The 19609-nt window shown below is 43.4% G+C and carries 11 protein-coding genes; all 11 read left to right on the forward strand.

The window, feature by feature from the left end; translation table 11 throughout:
- The first annotated feature begins 59 nt into the window (after window positions 1-59).
- A complete protein-coding gene (locus tag QT327_RS17390) occupies window positions 60-1397 on the forward strand; it encodes a DUF4974 domain-containing protein (RefSeq protein WP_289553580.1) in 1338 nt (445 codons plus the stop codon).
- A gap of 68 nt (window positions 1398-1465) precedes the next feature.
- On the forward strand, window positions 1466-1645 hold the full coding sequence (locus QT327_RS17395; RefSeq protein WP_289553581.1) for a hypothetical protein: 180 nt from the start codon (window positions 1466-1468) through the stop codon (window positions 1643-1645).
- Between the two features lie 219 nt (window positions 1646-1864).
- A complete protein-coding gene (locus QT327_RS17400; RefSeq protein WP_289553582.1) occupies window positions 1865-2758 on the forward strand; it encodes a sugar phosphate isomerase/epimerase family protein in 894 nt (297 codons plus the stop codon).
- Window positions 2755-4335: a glycoside hydrolase family 28 protein gene (locus QT327_RS17405; protein ID WP_130856438.1), complete on the forward strand. Its 1581-nt coding sequence runs from the start codon at window positions 2755-2757 to the stop codon at window positions 4333-4335. Before QT327_RS17400 ends, QT327_RS17405 begins: the two co-directional genes overlap by 4 nt.
- A gap of 496 nt (window positions 4336-4831) precedes the next feature.
- The gene (locus QT327_RS17410; protein ID WP_130856439.1) at window positions 4832-7657 is read left to right on the forward strand and encodes a family 78 glycoside hydrolase catalytic domain; all 2826 of its coding nucleotides are present in this window, start codon (window positions 4832-4834) and stop codon (window positions 7655-7657) included.
- Window positions 7658-7842: 185 nt separating this feature from the next.
- Window positions 7843-8850, forward strand: coding sequence for an IS110 family RNA-guided transposase (locus QT327_RS17415; protein WP_289553583.1), 1008 nt, complete (start codon window positions 7843-7845; stop codon window positions 8848-8850).
- 223 nt (window positions 8851-9073) lie between these two features.
- A complete protein-coding gene (locus tag QT327_RS17420) occupies window positions 9074-10204 on the forward strand; it encodes a glycoside hydrolase family protein (RefSeq protein WP_130856843.1) in 1131 nt (376 codons plus the stop codon).
- 12 nt (window positions 10205-10216) lie between these two features.
- Complete coding sequence (locus QT327_RS17425) at window positions 10217-12646, forward strand: glycoside hydrolase family 2 TIM barrel-domain containing protein (protein ID WP_130856844.1); 2430 nt, start codon at window positions 10217-10219, stop codon at window positions 12644-12646.
- Between the two features lie 117 nt (window positions 12647-12763).
- A complete protein-coding gene (locus QT327_RS17430) occupies window positions 12764-13792 on the forward strand; it encodes a GntR family transcriptional regulator (RefSeq protein ID WP_130856845.1) in 1029 nt (342 codons plus the stop codon).
- A gap of 293 nt (window positions 13793-14085) precedes the next feature.
- Window positions 14086-15990 carry a right-handed parallel beta-helix repeat-containing protein gene (locus QT327_RS17435; protein ID WP_242627257.1) on the forward strand — a complete coding sequence of 635 codons (1905 nt, stop codon included), beginning with the start codon at window positions 14086-14088 and terminating at the stop codon, window positions 15988-15990.
- A gap of 440 nt (window positions 15991-16430) precedes the next feature.
- Window positions 16431-19595, forward strand: coding sequence for a SusC/RagA family TonB-linked outer membrane protein (locus QT327_RS17440; RefSeq protein ID WP_149105338.1), 3165 nt, complete (start codon window positions 16431-16433; stop codon window positions 19593-19595).
- The last annotated feature ends 14 nt before the right edge of the window (window positions 19596-19609 follow it).

Genomic DNA, 19609 nt, shown 5'->3' on the forward strand with positions numbered 1-19609 from the left:
TGACAGGTCGAATTTCGTTTATACTACTCATATCGCTGATAATAAGTCAGCTATGTTTTATGCGATCAACTCGCGCGCAGGACAGCGATCGTCAATACCGGATGCCACTTAAAGACGTACTGCAACAAATTGAGGCTCGCTTCGGTGTCAAGATCAAATACAACGAAAATCAGGTAAAAGATCGAAACTTAACCTATGCCTTATGGCGGTTTAGACCAACGGTAGATGAGACCCTATCTCAGGTCTTAGCGCCTCTGGACCTAAAAGTGAATAAGGAAAAAGAAGGTGTTTATAAGTTAAAAGAGTACGAATACTACCGTTGGCCTGTGCAAGAAGGTTGGGAGAAACTGGATACGCTGGCCGCTCGATATCGCAACAAAGCAAGTTGGGAATTAAGGAAAGACAGCCTTAGAAAAGAATTATGGAGCGCATTAAAATTAAGTCCATTACCCGCTAAGCCTGTCTCGAAACCGATAGTTACACCTGTACGGAAAATGGATGGTTATACGGTTCAGAATATTGCCCTTGAAATATTACCAGGAGTCTATGTGAACGGATCCTTATATCGGCCAATGAAAGCAAAGGGAAAAATACCCGTCGTTTTAAGTCCGGACGGACACTGGCAAGGCCATCGATTCCGTAAAGATGCACAAATCCGTTTTGCCATGACAGCTAGAATGGGAGCGATGGCCTTCAGTTACGATTTGTTCGGCTGGGGCGAATCCGGTTTACAATTTAAATACGAGGATCATCGAAAGAGCTTGTCGCAAACCGTACAGACACTGGGAGCCGTACGTATTCTCGATTATTTGTTAAGCTTGCCCGATGCAGATACTTCGCGGGTAGCTATCTGCGGAGGCTCCGGCGGTGGCAGTCAAACCGTGTTGATGGCAGCCCTTGATCCCCGTATTAAATTAAGCATTCCTGTCGTTTCACTGTCCTCCTACTTCTATGGAGGATGTCCTTGTGAAAGCGGCATGCCAATCCATTTGTGTGGTGGCGGAACGAATAATGTGGAGCTTGCAGCTATGGCCGCACCTAATCCACAGCTTGTTATATCCGATGGTGGGGATTGGACGGCCCATATGCCTGAGCATGATTTGCCTTATTTGCAAAAACTATACAGTTATTACGGGAAGCGAGAACTGATGGAGAATATCCATCTACCGCAAGATGGACATGATTTCGGTTTTTCCAAGCGGAAACCGGTATATGATTTTATGATCAAACATTTCGGTTTGAACGAAAAAGCCGTGAAAGATAAACAGGGAAATTACGACGAAAGTAAATGTACGATCGAAGATGAAAAGGCACTTTATGTGTTTGGGAAGAATGGGGAAAAACTTCCTGGAAATGCCTTGAAAGGTTATGAAAATTTAGAGAAGTTGTTTCAATGAAATTAATTTGTGTTACTTTCTTCCGCAGACCACGAAGTAGCTTGAATGCCATTGAAAACAAACAAGTGATGAAAAAAGTAACCAAAGACTCATCGCTTGGAACTTTGCTACAATGGTGGTGCATCAACCTGCAAACCGCAAATTTCCTAGGCGATATTTTAGTAGAACGGAGGGATTTTGCAAACAGCCAAATGGCGTCGAGGTGTGGGGAGTATGGCATTGGAGGATACGGAAGCATCGAGCAGTAAAGCATATGTACCATCGTTCATGTTGCAATATCCAAGCGGATTGAGGAAGTAAAGCGGCTGCAATACGCGCTAATGATGCTTTGCAATCAGGTGCAACGTAGCCTACACAAGCCTTGATTTATTCACTTGTATCTATTTTAAAGGAGTTCATGAGCTCATCGCTACGCTCTTCGGTTTGCTCAACTCGTATGTTTGAAAAGTTGATTAATTAAGAAAGTTATGTATACAATAAACCGAAGAAAATTTTTACACCAAGCCTCTGCGGTGGTCTTGGGAACAGCTTTATTACCTAATACAATCTATGCATCCTCTAAAAGCCCTTATAAAATAGGCGTAATAGATTTGATGATGCTGAAAAGGCAAAAAATCAGCGCACTTGATTTAACGCATGAATTGGGGGCAGATGGCGTGGAGGTTGATATGGGTGGCTTAGGTAATCGGGATACGTTTGATAATAAGCTAGCCGATCCGGCAACGCGGAAGGCTTACTTGGATAAACTAAAAGCGCTGAACATTGAAATATGTTCCTTGGCTATGACTGGTTTTTATGCACAATCCCTTGCTAAACGTCCTACTTATCAACAAATGGTACAAGACTGCATCGATACCATGAAAGCGATGCGTGTGAAGATCGCTTTCCTTCCTTTGGGTATACAATGTGACTTGATCCAATATCCCGAACTGCGACCGGTCTTGGTGGAGCGTTTGAAAGTTATCGGAAAAATGGCGGCTAAAGCAAAGGTAACGATTGGCATCGAGACGGCGCTGGATGCTGCGGGAGAAAAGAAGTTTTTGGATGATATCGGTTCGACCCATATCCGAAGCTATTTCAATTTTTCGAACGCCTTAAAAAATGGACGTGATCTGCATCAAGAATTACGAGTCTTGGGAAAAGATTATATCTGTCAAATACATTGCACGGATGAAGATGGTGTATGGCTCGAAAACAATAAACGCTTGAATATGATAGAAGTGAAAAAAACATTAGAGGAGATGGGCTGGAAGGGATGGCTAGTAATAGAGCGATCCAGAGATGCCAATAACCCGCGTGATGTAAGAGGTAATTTCGGCGCGAATACACGTTATATGAAGAAGATTTTTCAAGCATCATGAGCGCGGTTCAGTCTTTTGTTAGCTGTCTATTGCTCTTGGCCTGCTTGCTTCAGGCATGTAACAACCGAAAAGAAAAAAAAGAACAACAGCTGCATACCATTCCGACCGCTCAGGAGGTGGGAGCGGCTTGTATGCCGGATACAATTGCACCGATAAAAGCACCGTTTCCCATGAAAAATCTGAAGCGGCCTGTTTTTTCAGATCAAACCAAAAACATAGCGGACTTAGGAGCTAAAGCAGGTGCCCAAGTAACGGCTATTATTCAACAGGGTATCGATGAATTATCTGCTACGGGAGGGGGAACACTACGCATACCGAAAGGCATGTGGAAAACGGGACGAATTGCTTTGAAGAGCCATGTCAATTTGCACCTTGAGGAGGGTGCTGAGCTATATTTTAGTGGAGAGATTAAAGACTATTTACCCGTTGTCTTCACGCGTAATGAAGGTGTGGAAGTGATGTCTTTAGGCGCCTGTATTTACGCAAATAATCAAGAGAACATTGCTATTACGGGTAAGGGACGGCTCATAGGGCCTGCAGAAGGATCCGTTCGGAAACAAATTATGACCCACGATGTAATTGAAAATGTTGTTCCACATGATAAACCGGTAGCCGAACGTATATACGACGGGAAGGACGGAAGTTTTATTTTTCCTCCCATGTTTATCGCTCCTATTAACTGCAGGGATGTACTTATTGAAGGAGTCCGACTTGAGCGCACTGCCTTTTGGAATATTGTACCGCAATATTGCGATCGGGTCATTATAAGAGGGGTAACCATTCACTCGATTGGCATCCCAAGAGGTGATGGTATCGATGTTGAATCGTCGAAGAATGTACTAATCGAATACTGCACGTTGCAGACCGGTGACGACTGCTTGGCGATGAAAGCAGGGAGAGGCTGGGACGGATTGCGCGTTAATCGGCCTACCGAAAATGTGGTGGTACGCTATTGTCTGGCAGAAAAGGGGCATGGCGGCATTACCATTGGAAGTGAAACCGCCGGTATGATCCGTAAATTATATGTACACGATTGTGTTTTTAACAACGAAGGAAATGGAATACGCTTTAAAACAAGAAGACCGAGAGGAGGTGGTGGAGAGCAGTTGTTCTATGATCGCATTCGCTTACGTGTTGGAGAAACAGCGCTACGGTGGGATATGTTAGGAAGTGCCGTCCATGTAGGAGCGGCTGCAGATCGTTCTCAGAAAGTTGAGCTTAATGAACTAACGCCCCATTTTCGGGATATTCAGATCAGTAATCTAATCGTTGAAGACGCTTCACACTTTGTTCGAATAGATGGTATCCCGGAAGCTCCGTTGGAAAAAGTAGAAATTCGTCAGGTGAGAGCCAAGACCGAAAAGCTTTTTGATATAAAGGATGCCAGGCACATAGCTATTGAAAACGCAAAGTTGGTTAGTCAAGACTCAATGGTCCATCTGGTAAATACACAAGATATTACCTTTAGCAAGGTTGACTTCGATATTCCTGCCAAGAAAGTTTATCAGCATATTGCAGCAGATGGTGGTGATTCGGTTATTTTGAAAGATATAAGCTATCTGAATAATGATAGCTAGGATAATTATCTAGTACAAAAGAAGTATCAGTGTATAACCCAGCTAGTATTAAACTAGTGTGAAATTAGTACTAGATCAGTGTCAAATCAGTACCAAGCAAGTGTCAAACCAGTACGAAGCCAGTACCATTTAGTGTGATTTCAGTAGCTTTGTTGTAGCTATTAGCGTCTAAAACCTCGTCTATCAGTTGAGAATAATGATTAATCGCAACCAATAAAAAAGATCATTTAAAGATAATATCCTACAATACAAGGAAAAATTCTTATAAACGGATATATTCCAGTCCATTTATCTTTGCATGTGGCGGTCTATCATGTCGCCTGGCCTTGTTGCACGCATTCAGAAAATGCTCATTTACCATTAGTAAACTGCGCTTTTCTTCATTACGCGCGCCTTGCCAGACAGCATGCTAGTCTAGCCACTGAATTCATAGACAAATACTAACCATAAACCTGCGCCTTGTATACATGTGCGAACGAGGTTTATAAACTGAAAAATGGGTAGGATTATCATTATATTATGTGTGTTGTTTCATAGTTGGGGAAATAACTTTGCCGCTGATTTGAAGACGGCAGGCCTACGCGTGGAGTCTAAAAGCAATCCGAGGGGCATCGTAAGTTTGCAACCTTTATTGAGTTGGAAACTTGAAAGCCAGTTACGAAATACAAAACAAGTAGCTTATCAGGTACTGGTGTCGGATCAGCAAGGCAGCTGGGCGGATGATAAGCACATTGTTTGGAATTCAGGAAAAGTGGAGAGGGGTACAAGTATTCAGGTTCCATACCAAGGGAAGCCGTTGTCGGCCACTCAATGCTATTATTGGAAAGTTAAAGTGTGGGATAATCACGGCAATGAGTCAACATGGTCGGAGCCTGCTTATTGGCAAATGGGACTTTTCACCAAAGAAGACTGGAAGGGTGGCCAATGGATTGCTTATGAGGAGTTGCCGGAAGAACGACGGGATCCCCTGCCAAAGGCCGATAAAAAAGATACGTATCAGGATAATAATGTGCTTCCCTTATTCAGGAAGTCATTTCAGGTTCAAAAGACAATCGAAAAAGCAACCTTATTTATTAGCGGTCTGGGACATTTTGAAGTGCATATAAATGGTGATAAAGTAGGCGACCATTTTTTAGATGCCGGGTGGGTTAAATATGATAAAGAAGCCCTGTATGAAACATTTGATGTCACCGAAACTTTAAAGAAAGGTGAAAATGCGATCGGTGTTCTTTTGGGAAATGGCTTTTATTACATTCCTCCCGTAAAAGGTAGATACCGAAAACAAAAGGTAGCCTTTGGCTATCCAAAGATGATTTGCCGTTTGCAATTGCGTTATACAGACGGGAGCCAAGAGGATATTGTCAGTAACCGTACTTGGAAGACCGATAAGGGTCCCATTACCTTTTCCAGTATCTATGGTGGCGAAGACTACGATGCACGTTTAGAGCAGAAAGGCTGGGATGATAGAGGCTTTGACGATACCGCATGGAAGCAAGCCATCGTAGTGGAAGGTCCTCCTCAAATCAACCCCCAAATGACAGAGCCCTTAAAGGTAATGGAACGATTCGATCCGAAGACCATTACAAAAACAAGTGGCGGAAACTGGGTCTATGATTTAGGTCAGAATGCTTCCGGTATTGTGCAGATTAAATTGAAAGGAAATCGTGGGGATACCGTTCGCATGTATCCAGGCGAACTATTGAAAGAAGGAGCCGTTACCCAAAAAGCAAGCGGTGGTCCCTATTACTTTACCTATATCTTAAAAGGTGAAAATGAAGAACGTTGGCAAGCCCGTTTTTCGTATTACGGCTTTCGCTACGTAGAAGTGCGCGGTGCAACGCCAAAAGATCAGTCCGAAGGTGAAGAACTGCCGCAAATTACAGGCTTACAGGGGTTACACGTTCGCAGTGCCGCTCAGCAAGTTGGTTCTTTTCAGTCGTCCAACAATTTATTCAATCGGACACATCAGCTGATTGATTGGGCAATCAAAAGTAATATGATGAGTGTCTTTACCGATTGTCCGCATCGCGAAAAACTCGGCTGGCTGGAACAAACCCATCTCATGGGTGCTTCCGTACACTACAACTACGACATAGAAAGACTGCTTCAAAAGATTATAGAAGATATGCGGAAGTCGCAGTTGCCGAATGGTCTGATACCTGAAATTGCCCCGGAATATGTCGAATTCAACTGGGGCGGCGACATGTTCCGCGATTCACCGGAATGGGGAAGTGCAAGCATCATTCTTCCCTGGTACTTATACAAGTGGTATGGGAACAAAAAAGTGTTGAAGACGGCCTATCCAATGATGAAGCGTTATATAGGCTACTTGCAAACGAAAGCAACTAACCATATCCTTAAACAAGGCTTGGGCGATTGGTATGACCTTGGACCAAAACCACCCGGCGTTTCTCAACTGACGCCCATGGGCGTTACAGGAACCGCTATTTATTATTACGATTTAAGGTTATTGGCGAAAATTGCCGAGCAGCTCGGAGAAACGAAGGCTCAAGAGGCATATACATCTCTGGCGGAAGAGGTTAAAAAAGCGTTTAATGATACCTTTTTCCATGTCAATACCAAACAATATGCTAGCGGGAGTCAGACCGCAAATGCGATGGCACTTTATATGGAGCTGGTCGACACTTCCGATAGAAAAGCTGTTTTGGATAATTTGATTCAAGACATCCGGAATCGGAATAACGCATTAACAGCTGGAGATATTGGTTATCGCTATGTACTCCGGGTTTTGGAGCAAGCGGGTAGATCGGACGTTATTTATGATATGAACAGCCGTACCGATGTGCCAGGCTATGGCTATCAACTGGCTAAAGGTGCAACCGCATTAACCGAGTCATGGCAAGCGTTACCCACCGTTTCCAATAATCATTTCATGCTAGGTCATTTAATGGAATGGCTTTACAGTGGCTTAGCGGGGATTAGACAACAAGAGGGAAGCATCGCTTTCAATCAAATCGAAATCCGACCGGAGGTAGTAGGGGATGTCCGCAGTGCAGAAGGAGCCTACGACTCTCCCTACGGTCTGATTCGTTCAGCATGGAAAAAGGAGAAAGGTCAGTTTGAATTGGCAGTAAAGATTCCGCCGAATACGCGAGCCGCGATTTACTTACCCGTTCAGGACGGAGCATCTATTTATGAGAGTGGAAAAATGATGAATGACACGGACTGGAAAATAATCGGCAAAGAGCAAGGGCGCATGATCGTTCAGATTGGATCGGGGGATTATCGGTTTAAAGTGGTAATGAATGATGAACGATCGTTAGTTTGTACTCTAAAGAATAAAGAGAAGAAATGGGAATAAAACGTGCGATATATCTTTGGATAAAAAAGCTCCATCTGCTGCCCTAACTTTAGATGAATGACAGGCAGAACCTAACACTCATATTAAGGACAGCAGATATATTGAGTTAAAGCCAGAGAGTATTTAGGGCAGAACCCATTATCACGATGTTAGCCACTCAATACGGAGCATAAAACAAAAAGTTTATGCAAGTATATGGAATAGATTTATCAAAGGAAAAGTTTGATGTAAACTTTCTTGATGTAAACGGAAAAGAAAAGCACAGAACAGTGAAAAATGAGTTTTCAGCGATATGTGGATTTCTCAGGGAGGTACCGATGGGATCAATCCTGTGTGCAGAGCATACGGGGACATATGGGGATGTATTGGTGTTCCTGTGCAACCAGTACGGGGTTGGCATAGCCCTTGTTCCGGGCTATACGGTCAGGCACAGCCTGGGTCTTGTAAAGGGGAAATCAGATCCGGTCGATGCATTCCGTTTACGGGAATATGGGGAACGGTTTAACGATAAGCTGTCGTTCCGGGAATACCAGGGAGAGCATATGTCGGAACTGCGGCAGCTTTATTCACTTCGCTCGCAGCTGGTCAAAGCCCGCAAGGAGCTCCGGACAGGGGCCCATGCAAGGGATCAGCTGCCGGTGCAGAGTGTAGCGGCCAACCTAATCCTAAAAGCCTCATTGGACGCACTTGATGATCAGGTGGAACAGGTTGAAAAGGAAATACGGGAGATAATTATGAATGATGGTGATTTTAAGGAGAATTACTCGCTATCAGTATCTGTACTGGGAGTTGGTCCTGTCATCGCAAGGGAGATGATCATCAAAACGGGAAACTTCAAGGTGATCGATACGGCCAGAAAGGCGGCCTCCTACGCAGGGGTATGTCCGTTCCCCAATAGCTCGGGCAATATGGTGGGAAAGTCCAGGACAAGTCCTTTTGCTGACAGAGCACTCAAAACGCTGCTGTATATGGGTGCAAAAGCGGCGGTTAAACACAATAAGGAATACCAGCTGTATTACCGGAAAAAGCAGCAGGAAGGAAAGCCCCATTTTCTAATCATGAACAATGTTATGAACAAATTATTAAGAACGGTCTACAGTGTGGTAAAGAACAGAACGCCATATTCAAGAGATTATATATGTCTGGATCCGAGAGAAAAAAATGTAAACAGCTCCGAAAAAAATGTGGCCTGAAAACTTGCAATTTAATAGAGTATATGAGTGATGAGTTGCGAGTTGCCCGTTGTGAGTTGTGAGTTGTGAGAAAGGTTCGTTCGACTGAAAGCTGAAAAGGAATGATGAATGATGGGTGATGAGTGATGAACGGTGGGAGAATAGGCTTTTTTACTTCCTGCCTACCGCAGGCAGGTTTACTTTTGAATTTTTACTTTATCATACCTAAGTCTTAATACAAAAAATGGAAAAACACCTATATATTATTTTACTTTTTATTCTTCTCGGCAAGGGAGTTCCTCTTTATGCGCAAGCGGTAGCAGTGACACCCGAAGAGATGGAAAGCATCTACCGCGAGGTTAAAACACCGTATAAATATGGCTTGGTGATGGTGCCACCGAGTAATGATAAAAAAATGGATTGTCCAACGGTTTTCAGAAAGGGCGATAAATGGTATATGACCTATTTAATCTTCGATGGGCGTGGATACGAGACTTGGCTGGCCAGCAGTAATGATCTATTGAAATGGACAACCTTAGGCAAGTTGATGTCATTTTCCGATCGTGAGACTTGGGATGCGCATCAAAAGGCCGGATATAATGCCTTACAGGATATAACTTGGGGAGGTACTTATGAGCTAAAAAAATACAAAGGAAAATATTGGATGTCCTATTTTGGAGGCGATGGTAGAGGGTATGAAGCCGGTAATCTCTCCATTGGCATGGCTTATACAAAAGGGAAACCTTGGATAGCCCATGAGTGGACACGTATGGAAAAACCTTTATTCACCGCAAAAGACGCGGATGTGCGATGGTGGGAAAACCGCAAGTTGTTTAAAAGCACGGTGATCGAGGATAAAAAGCGATTAAGCGGTCATCGCTTTGTGATGTATTATAACGCCAATGGTGATTCAGCTCAAAATAATCTGAAAACACGGTGGTTTGAGCGGATCGGTATGGCCGTTTCAGACGATATGGTCCATTGGAAGCGCTATCTTCAGGAACCGATTGTCCATCATCCGGTAGGTATCACCGGTGATGCCGTCATTCAACAGATGGACGATACCTACGTTATGTTTTATTTCGGTGCTTTTTGGCAAGATCGTAAGGGCGCCTTTAATCGTTTTGCAGCTTCCAAAGATCTGGTCCACTGGACGGACTGGGAAGGTGAAAACTTGATCGAGCCCTCTGAACCCTTTGATGCTTTATATGCGCATAAATCTTTTGTGCTGAAGCACGAGGGCGTAGTCTATCATTTTTATTGCGCAGTGAATAAAGATGAGCAGCGGGGTATTGCAGTTGCTACGTCTAAAGACTTGGGAAAAAGTGGGCTGCAGTTTGTTGCTCCACCCGTAGGCCCAAAAAAACAACCATAAAATCTATCAGAAATGTTTAAAACGATTACGTCATTCTTCTTCCTCTATTTATTTGCCTTGACGCTGTATGGGCAGGAATGGGGTAAAACGCTCTTTAATGAACAATGGAAGTTTCATTTGGGCGATCGACCGGAAGCAAAATCAGTGGATTTTAACGATGCAGCATGGCGAGTACTGGATTTGCCACACGACTGGAGCATTGAAGGCACATTTTCGAAAGAACACCCGTCAACTAATCAAGGCGGCGCGCTTCCTGGAGGCATTGCATGGTACCGAAAGACCTTTCAATTAGCCGATACGATAGAGGGAAAGCAAGTATATATCGACTTTGACGGCATTTATCGAAATAGTGAGGTTTGGATTAACGGACATTATCTTGGAAAACGGCCTAGCGGATATACCTCCTTCCGCTATGATCTGACCCCTTATGTAAAAGGCGGCAAGCAAACAAATGTAATTGCGATTCGGGTTGACAATAGCCAGCAACCTAATTCCCGTTGGTACTCGGGTTCCGGCATTTATCGGAATGTCTGGTTGGTAACCAAAAATAAGATTGCTGTGGATCATTGGGGTGCTTTTGTAAGGAGCCCATCGGTTCAAAAGGAGCGGGCTATTATCGAACAGCAGACTACTTTTAAAAACCTAGAAGGTAAAGCTGTATCGGCAGATATAGTGATTACGATATTTAATAAAGAGAGTAAGGCAGTTGTTAAAAAAAGCTTTCCTCAGCAACTGCCTTTGGGTACAAGTAAGGCAAACTTTGAAGTTGAAGTACCGCAGCCAATCCTTTGGAGTCCTGAAAACCCGTATTGTTATCAAGTAGAAACACAAGTTTACGTTGGAAAACAACTAGTAGATCAATATAGGGTACCGATGGGCATTCGCTACTTTTCTTTTGATGCTAAAGAAGGTTTTTCGCTCAATGGAGAGAGAAAAAGGATACTGGGTGTTTGCATGCATCATGATCTTGGTGCCTTGGGAGCGGCCATCAATAAGAAAGCTATGGAAAGACAACTTGTGCTGCTCAAAGAAATGGGTGCTAATGCCATTCGGATATCTCATAATCCACCAGCACAGGAGTTCCTGGATTTATGCGATAGTTTAGGCTTTTTGGTAATGGATGAAGCCTTTGATATGTGGCGGAAGAAAAAGAATAAGTTTGATTACTCCCTCGACTTTGATGAATGGCATCGACAAGATCTGATTGACCTGATCAAGCGCGACCGTAACCATCCGTCGGTTATCTTGTGGAGTATTGGGAACGAAATACGAGAGCAGTTCGACAGCACCGGTAGGGCGCTTACCCAAGAGCTGGTAGCTATTGTCCGTCGAGAGGACAATACCCGCCCGGTTACCGCTGCATTAACTGAAACTCATTTGGAAAAGAATTTCATTGCGCAGGCTAACGCATTGGATATTTTGGGATTCAATTATAAGTATGAACAATACGATAGCCTGCCGATCAATTTTCCGGGACAAAAGTTCATCGCTTCGGAAACGACCTCTGCGTTAGCAGCTCGAGGTCATTATGATTTAGGACATGATACCTTGCGGTTTTGGCCGCCGAGTGCGAAGGAAAAATTTGTCAAGAACGGTAATCCGGATTTTACCGTATCAGCCTATGATCAGGTTGCAGCGTATTGGGGCACCAGCCATGAACAAGCATGGAAAGCCGTTAAGCAACGTGATTTTATGACCGGACTCTTTGTTTGGACTGGCTTTGATTATTTAGGTGAGCCGGTGCCTTATGATTTCCCAGCGCGAAGCTCCTATTACGGTATTATTGATTTGGCGGGTTTTCCAAAGGACGTGTACTATATGTACCAAAGCGAATGGACTGATAAGCCTGTATTGCATTTATTGCCACATTGGAACTGGCAAGCGGGGCAAACCATTGATGTATGGGCCTATTTTAACCAAGCTGATGAAGTGGAGCTTTTTCTGAACGGCCAATCCTTAGGAACTCGGCGAAAGCAAGGGGATGATATCCATGTTTCGTGGACGGTTCCTTTTCAAGCCGGAACGTTAAAAGCCGTTTCCAGCATAAATGGAAAGGAGGTTTTAGTAAAAGAAATTAAAACCGCTTCCACACCAGCCAGCATTCGGCTCACGGTAGATAAAAATAAATTGCGTGCAGGGATAAATGATCTAGCGTTTGTTACGGTGGACATCATGGACGACAAGGGAAATCCAGTACCTATAGCAGATAATGAAATTGTGTTTGATATACAAGGGCCAGGATTTATAGCAGGAGTTGATAATGGTTTTCAGGCGGATTTATCCTCGCTGAAAGGAAACCGAAAGAGAGCATATAATGGCAAATGCCTAGCTATTATCCAAGCTAAAGCGAATACAGGAGAAATCATTTTAAAAGCAAGCGCAAAAGGGTTAAAAGGAGCGGCGTTGAAACTTAACGTGGTGAGAATGATGAGTGATGAATGATGAATGATGAGTTATGAGGGATGAGTGTTTTTAAGTAGCAGTAGCACGAGCAGTGATGCCGAACGTTGACAGCTCTTAGCTGATAACTAATAACTAACAGCTAATAACTATAATAATATGAACAACAGCATTTTTTTTGATCATATCCGTGTTGACAACTATTCTTCAACGCCAAAATACCTGCAACTCGCCTATGCGATATTAAGTGCCGTTAAAGAAGGAAAGTTTCAAAAGGACAATATATTACCTTCTTTGAATGAGCTTACCAATCATTTAGAGATTTCGAGGGAAACGGCCGATAGAGGATATAAATACTTACGGTATTTAGGTATCCTAAAGGCCGTGCCGGGAAAGGGGCATTTTATATCAACCACGGAGATCAGTAGTCCTGGTCGTATTTGCTTGTTGGTTAACAAAATCAGCGAAGGGAAAAGTATTTTTTATCATGAACTGATAGCATCATTAGGTAACTATATTCCAATTGACTTTTATGTATATAACAACGATTTTTTCTTGTTTAAGCGTTTATTAAATCAGCGACGTGACTATAGCCACTATGTGATACTGCCTCATTTTTTTGATAACCAAGATGAAGCGGAGGCTTTGATCGACTCACTTCCAAAAGACAAATTAATCCTACTGGATAAGCGTCTGAAACGACTTAAAGGGAATCATAGTACGATTTATGAAGACTTTGAAGGGGATATTTACCAGGCTTTGGAAAAAGCCTTACCTGCGCTCGAAAAATACCATACTTTAAAACTCATCCTTCATCGAAAGAGTTACCTCCCTAATGAAATTAAGCGCGGCTTTAATAAGTTTTGTCAGCAATATGCTTTTGAACGTGCTATTTTGGATAAGGTGGATCATGTTGAATTAAATAGCGGCGAGGTATATATCTGTGTAAACGATGATGATATGGTGAATCTGTTGGATAAAGTTTCGACATCAGCTTTCGTGTTGGGTAAGGATTTGGGAATTATTTCTTACAATGAAGCACCATTAAAAAAATACATTGCCGGTGGTATTACGACCATCAGTACCGATTACAAACAGATGGCCTCCTTAACCGCTCAGTCGATTAAAGAGAATACGCCACAGCACATTGCTTTAAACTTTTGTTTACAGCTTAGGGGTTCTTTATAGGTGAATGAAACGGATGCCAACGTGTTTACGTAAAATAAATCCTTAGGTAGGAACTGTTCGAGTCGATAAAAGTCCGGCCTTGAAATATCCGGGTAGTAGAGGCTAAGTAGAAGTAGAATCTTTCAAAGGAGATTTCCAGCCGGGAGTTTTTGGTTACTTTTTGCGGAAACCTCGAGCCTGTAGGCGAGAAGCTTGAATGCCTTAAAAACTGACAAATGATGAAAAAAAGTAACTCGGAATTAAAAGAAAAGCTTTCGGTTTACATTGAAAGTCGTTAAATAGATGATAACAAGATGTTGAAAATCAAATACTTCATTCCAATTTACTTATTATTTACGCTGCTTTTTCAGGGAGTAAGCGGGGCAGAGATTTGGGTGTCTCCCAAGGGAAAGGACACCTACAGAGGCAGTATTGACTCACCCTTGGCTTCTATAAGTGCCGCATTAAGGAAGGCAAGGGAATGGAGGCGCTTACAGGCCAAGGAGGTATCCGGAGGGATTGACATTATTTTACAGGATGGAACCTATACATTACATGAAGCTATTTTTATCCGCCCGGAAGATGCAGGAACGGCGGATAGTCCAACACATATTAAAGCCTCCGCTAATGCACATCCGATTATCAGCGGAGGCATCAGCTTGCCGCATGGCTGGAAAAAAGTAAATAGAAGAATTGAAGGGCTACCCGCAGCAGCCCAGGGAAAAGTTTGGGAAATCGAAGCACCACTAATGGGTGATCAGGTACTTGACTTTAGGCAACTTTGGGTTAATAACCGGAAAGCGAAGCGTGCAAAGAGCACGGATGGTGATCGCATGGAAAGGATATTATCTTGGGATCATCAAGCCCAAACCTGCTGGATTCCCAAGCCTAAATCGACACGGTTCAGCTGGCAGCCGGGAATGGAGTTTTTCATTCATCAATGGTGGGCCATTGCTGTATTACGCGTAAAAGAAGCACTTGTACAGGGGGATAGTGTGCGACTATCGTTTTTGCAACCGGAGAGTAAGATACAATCCGAGCACCCTTGGCCCGCACCATGGATATCGAAGGAGACCGGAAACTCTGCCTTTTACCTAAGCAATTCTATCCAATTTTTGGATGAGCCGGGAGAATGGTATCTTGATAAACTCCGTCGAAAGCTTTACTATTGGCCTCAAAAAGATGAACATTTAGCTACCGCGAATGTTATTGTTCCGTATTTAGAAACCCTGCTCCGTATAGAGGGCACCCTAGATGTTCCTGTAAAGCATATCCATTTTTCCGGCATCAGTTGGCAACATAGTACATGGCTTCGGCCCTCACAGCAAGGACATGTCGCTTTGCAAGCCGGTATGTACTTATTGGACGCTTATAAACTAAAGATTCCCGGAACGCCCGACAAAAAGGGGCTCGAAAATCAAGCTTGGATTGGTCGGCCACCGGCTGCGGTAAGTGTATCGCATGCGCAGCACACATCCTTTAAAGGGTGCCGATTTGAACATTTAGCCTCTACGGGTTTGGATTATCATAAAGCCGTTCAGTTCAATACGATCCAAGGAAATGTGTTTCATGATATAGGCGGATCCGGTATATTGCTAGGTGTGTTTTCGGATGAGGCGTTTGAAACACACCTGCCTTATAACCCAACGGACAGGCGGGTTGTGGCCTCCCATAATAGCGTAGAGAATAACCTCATTAAAAATGTCACAACGGAAGATTGGGGATGTGTGGCTATAGGAGCAGGCTATGTCAACAATACCGATATCCGGCATAACGAAATCAGTGAGATCGCCTATACAGGTATTAGTTTAGGTTGGGGCTGGACGCCAACGGTGAATGTAATGGCTAATAATCGTGTTATTGCCAATAAAATTCACCATTACGCCAAGTACATGAATGATGTAGCCGGTATTTATACACTCTCTGCGCAACCAGGCTCTGTTATCGAAAATAACTATATCGATAGCATCTATGCTGCTCCTTATGCCCATTTGCCGGAACATTGGTTTTACCTTTATACAGACGAAGGATCGGCCTATTTTACTGTTAAAAACAATTGGTGTCCGAAAGAGAAATTTTTGCAGAACGCGAATGGCCCCAACAATGTTTGGGAAAATAACGGCCCTATGGTATCAGAAGAGATAAAAAGAAAAGCAGGATTGGAGGACGCGTATGGTTGGTTAAGGAATGATGCCTGCCTGCCGGTAGGCAGGAATTAGGAGTTATGAGCGATGAATTTTGGAAATAGACCTTATCCTCTAAAGCTTATAGCTTATCGCTTAAGGCCTACAGCTTGATTGGAAGCTAATTCCTGAAAGTTGGCAGTGAACGGCGAAATTTAGTTGTTGGTTGCTAGTTGTGAGCGGTGAAGGCGAACCAAAAATTGATACATTTGGTTAAAAGCACAGACTGTATGTCTTCGAAAATGTCGCCTCCAAAATTTTACATCTTGCAGGTGAACGCACTACCGTTCTTGTAAAAGTTTGAAGCGACGAGCTTTTGTTTCTTTTTTGTCGGGAAAAAAGTAAGAAGAGCTTTGATAATATCCTACACAAGCAAGCAAATATCTTACAAAACTTCAGTAGGTTTAAAACGTAAGTTTGACGCTTAAACCAATTTAAGCGTTGAATTTTTTTATTGTGAATATAAGCCTAATTCAATGAAGTTAATCATGTTAATGACAAGCCTTTGGCTGTTGTCGGGGATAGCCTACAGCCAAGAACGTTCCTTGCAAGGAATGGTAACGAATGCCAAAACGAAGGAACCGCTTCCCGGAGTGGGGATTAAGACGAAAGATGGCACCAAAAGCAGTGTGACGGATGCTGAGGGTCATTTTCGTATCGTGGTTTCCCAAAATACGAAAAGCCTTGTTATTTCATCCATCGGTTATGAGACGAAAGAAGTACCTGTTCTGCAACAAGGTTTGCTTCGAATTGAGCTTGTGGAGCAAGAGCAAAGCCTTGATGAAGTCGTTGTAGTAGGCTACGGTACGCAAACCAAACGTGCGGTAACAGGGGCGGTAGCATCGATTAGTCACGAAAAATTCCAAGACCGTTCTTTCAGTAATGTAGCACAGTCGCTGGCAGGGCAGTTAGCGGGTGTAAATATTTCCCAATCTCAAGGAGCGCCGGGGCAGTCGCCGAACATTCGAATCCGGGGAACGAGTTCTATTACTGCCGGTACCAATCCGCTCTACGTCGTAGACGGCATGCCTATAGAGAACTTTAATTTAAATAATATCAACCCACAAGACATCGAATCTGTGGAAGTACTAAAAGACGCCTCGTCAGCAGCTATTTATGGTTCAAGAGGAGCCAATGGCGTCGTATTGGTAACGACCAAATTGGGTAAAGCGGGTACAACTCATGTCGGTTTCAACTACGAGTATGGTATCCAAAAAGTGAGTCGACGGATTGATTTGATGGATGCACAACAGTACATCCAATATTATATCGATGCACACAACAACGGGTGGATCAACTCGGGAGAAGGTAGAAGTGCTAGCGATCCAAATAGTGTTCGAACCAAGCCTTTTCAAATCCCGGAAGACTTTACCGATCCAGTGAAACGAGCTGCTTTGGGTACAGGCACCGATTGGCAGGACGTTATGTTTCGTACAGCCCCTTCGCACCAGGCGCAGTTATCCGTTTCAGGAGGTACGGAAAAAACACAATTTCTGTTTTCCGGCAATTACCTCGATCAAGAAGCGGTATTAGATCAGAATTATCTAAAGCGTTTAACCCTGCGCTCCAATATTCGGCAACAAGTATCGGATCGATTTGCTATTGGATTGAACTTAGGTGTGACGGGCGTTTACGATCGTACCGAAGGAACGGAAGGAAAGAGCGATGTCATCAGTCTAGGTTTGCAAAGTGCACCTATATTTCCGGTGTATAACGAAAACGGTAACCTCGGATTTAAGGACCCGAATTCCAGCTGGTACCGTTTTGCGCAATATACGGATTTGCAGCTATGGCATCCCTACTCGCTCACGAGAGAACTTTACAAGCAAAATAAATCGTTCAATACGCTTGGTAATGCCTTTGCTGAATACACAATTCTTGATGGACTCAAATTCAAAACTAGCATCAATGCAAATTTGCTGAATACACGTTACGAAATGTTCTGGAATAAAGATCAGAAGTATGGGTATTCGTCGGCCCTTCCTGCACAGGGAAACGCTAACTCCCGATTTATGCTTAACTGGCTGTCGGAAAATACCTTAAATTATGATAAGCAGTTCAATGATCACGGTTTGGCTGTCTTATTAGGGTACACGGTGCAAAAGCAGCGAGATGAATACCAAGCGCTTTCTGCCGGCAACTTTCCCAACAATCTGGTACCGACATTAAATGCCGGAACCGTGAATGGAGGAACTTCACTTGCCTACGAATGGGCTATGATATCGTATCTCGGTCGCGTGAATTACAATTTCAAAAATCGCTATTTTTTATCAGCAGTATTGCGTCGGGATGGGAGTTCGCGTTTTGGAGCAAATAACCGCTTTGGCTATTTCCCTTCTATCTCGGGAGGTTGGGTGATATCGGATGAACAATTTTTCGAATCAGTAAAAGCAATTAATAACCTGAAATTACGTGCAAGTTATGGGGCAACGGGTAACAATCAGATTCCAAACTACGGTCCGATTGGCCTATTGGGAGCGTCCAATTATGTTTATGGAAGTGAGCTGGCAACAGGTTTAATGTTGACCAATATTCCTAATCCGGATTTGCGGTGGGAAAGAACCAATATGCTAAACCTGGGTGTAGATGTCGCCTTCCTTCAAGACCGCTTCCGGTTGAGTGCCGAATTCTACCATTCTGTTACGAATGATCTTTTACTCAATGTACCCGTACCGGATATCACCGGTTTTGCGACACAGTTAACCAATGCGGGTAAATTAAGGAACCGGGGATTTGAGCTGAATATTAATAGTCGGAATATAGACCGTGATTTTAAGTGGAGTACCGATTTTAATTTGTCGTTGAACAGAAATAAGGTTCTGCAATTGGGTCCCGGTAATGCGCCTCTACTTTATACCGATTACGTTGTTCAGGTAAAAACGGAAGTCGGCCAGCCTATATCAAACTTCTTTGGCTATATATATGATGGTGTTTACAAAAATCAGGCAGAAATAGAAGCGAGTCCAGCCAGAGGTGACGGCTTTACAAAACCCGGAGATCCAAAAATTAGGGATGTAGATGGCGATGGCCGTATTACAGAAGCCGATCGAACCATTATAGGCAATAACCAACCCGATTTTATTGTAGGTTTGAACAATAGCTTTTCGTTTAAAGGGATTGAGCTATCCTTTCTTTTCCAAGGTTCATTTGGCGGTGAGATTACCAATCAGCTGGTTCGATTTAATGGTATATGGAATGCCGGACGCAATGCCTTTGCTAAGGTAGCCAATTATTGGAAATCGGAAAGCGATCCGGGAGATGGCTGGCATTTTAAGCCAACGGTTGATCCCAAAGGTTATCAAGAACGCTTCTCCAGCTATTGGGTAGAAGATGCCACCTTTGTTCGACTGAAGAACATCCGAATTTCCTATGCCTTGCCACAACGTTGGGTGTCAAAAACACCGGCAAAAGGAATACGCATTTTTGCCAATGCAGAAAACGTTTATCTGTGGAGTAAATACACCAATTATGATCCGGAGAATACCACTTACCAATCGACATCCTATAGCAATATATTTTCGAATGCGGTGCCGTCTGCAACATCAACTGTAAGTGTTCCATCCGGTGCATTTTTAGGAGTGGATTATGGCTCTTATCCGTTGCCGCGCGTTATTACGTTTGGCGCGAAAATCGATTTTTAGAAACAAGATTTAAG

It is taken from the genome of Olivibacter sp. 47 (assembly GCF_030372825.1).
GTDB classification, from domain to species: domain Bacteria; phylum Bacteroidota; class Bacteroidia; order Sphingobacteriales; family Sphingobacteriaceae; genus Olivibacter; species Olivibacter oleidegradans.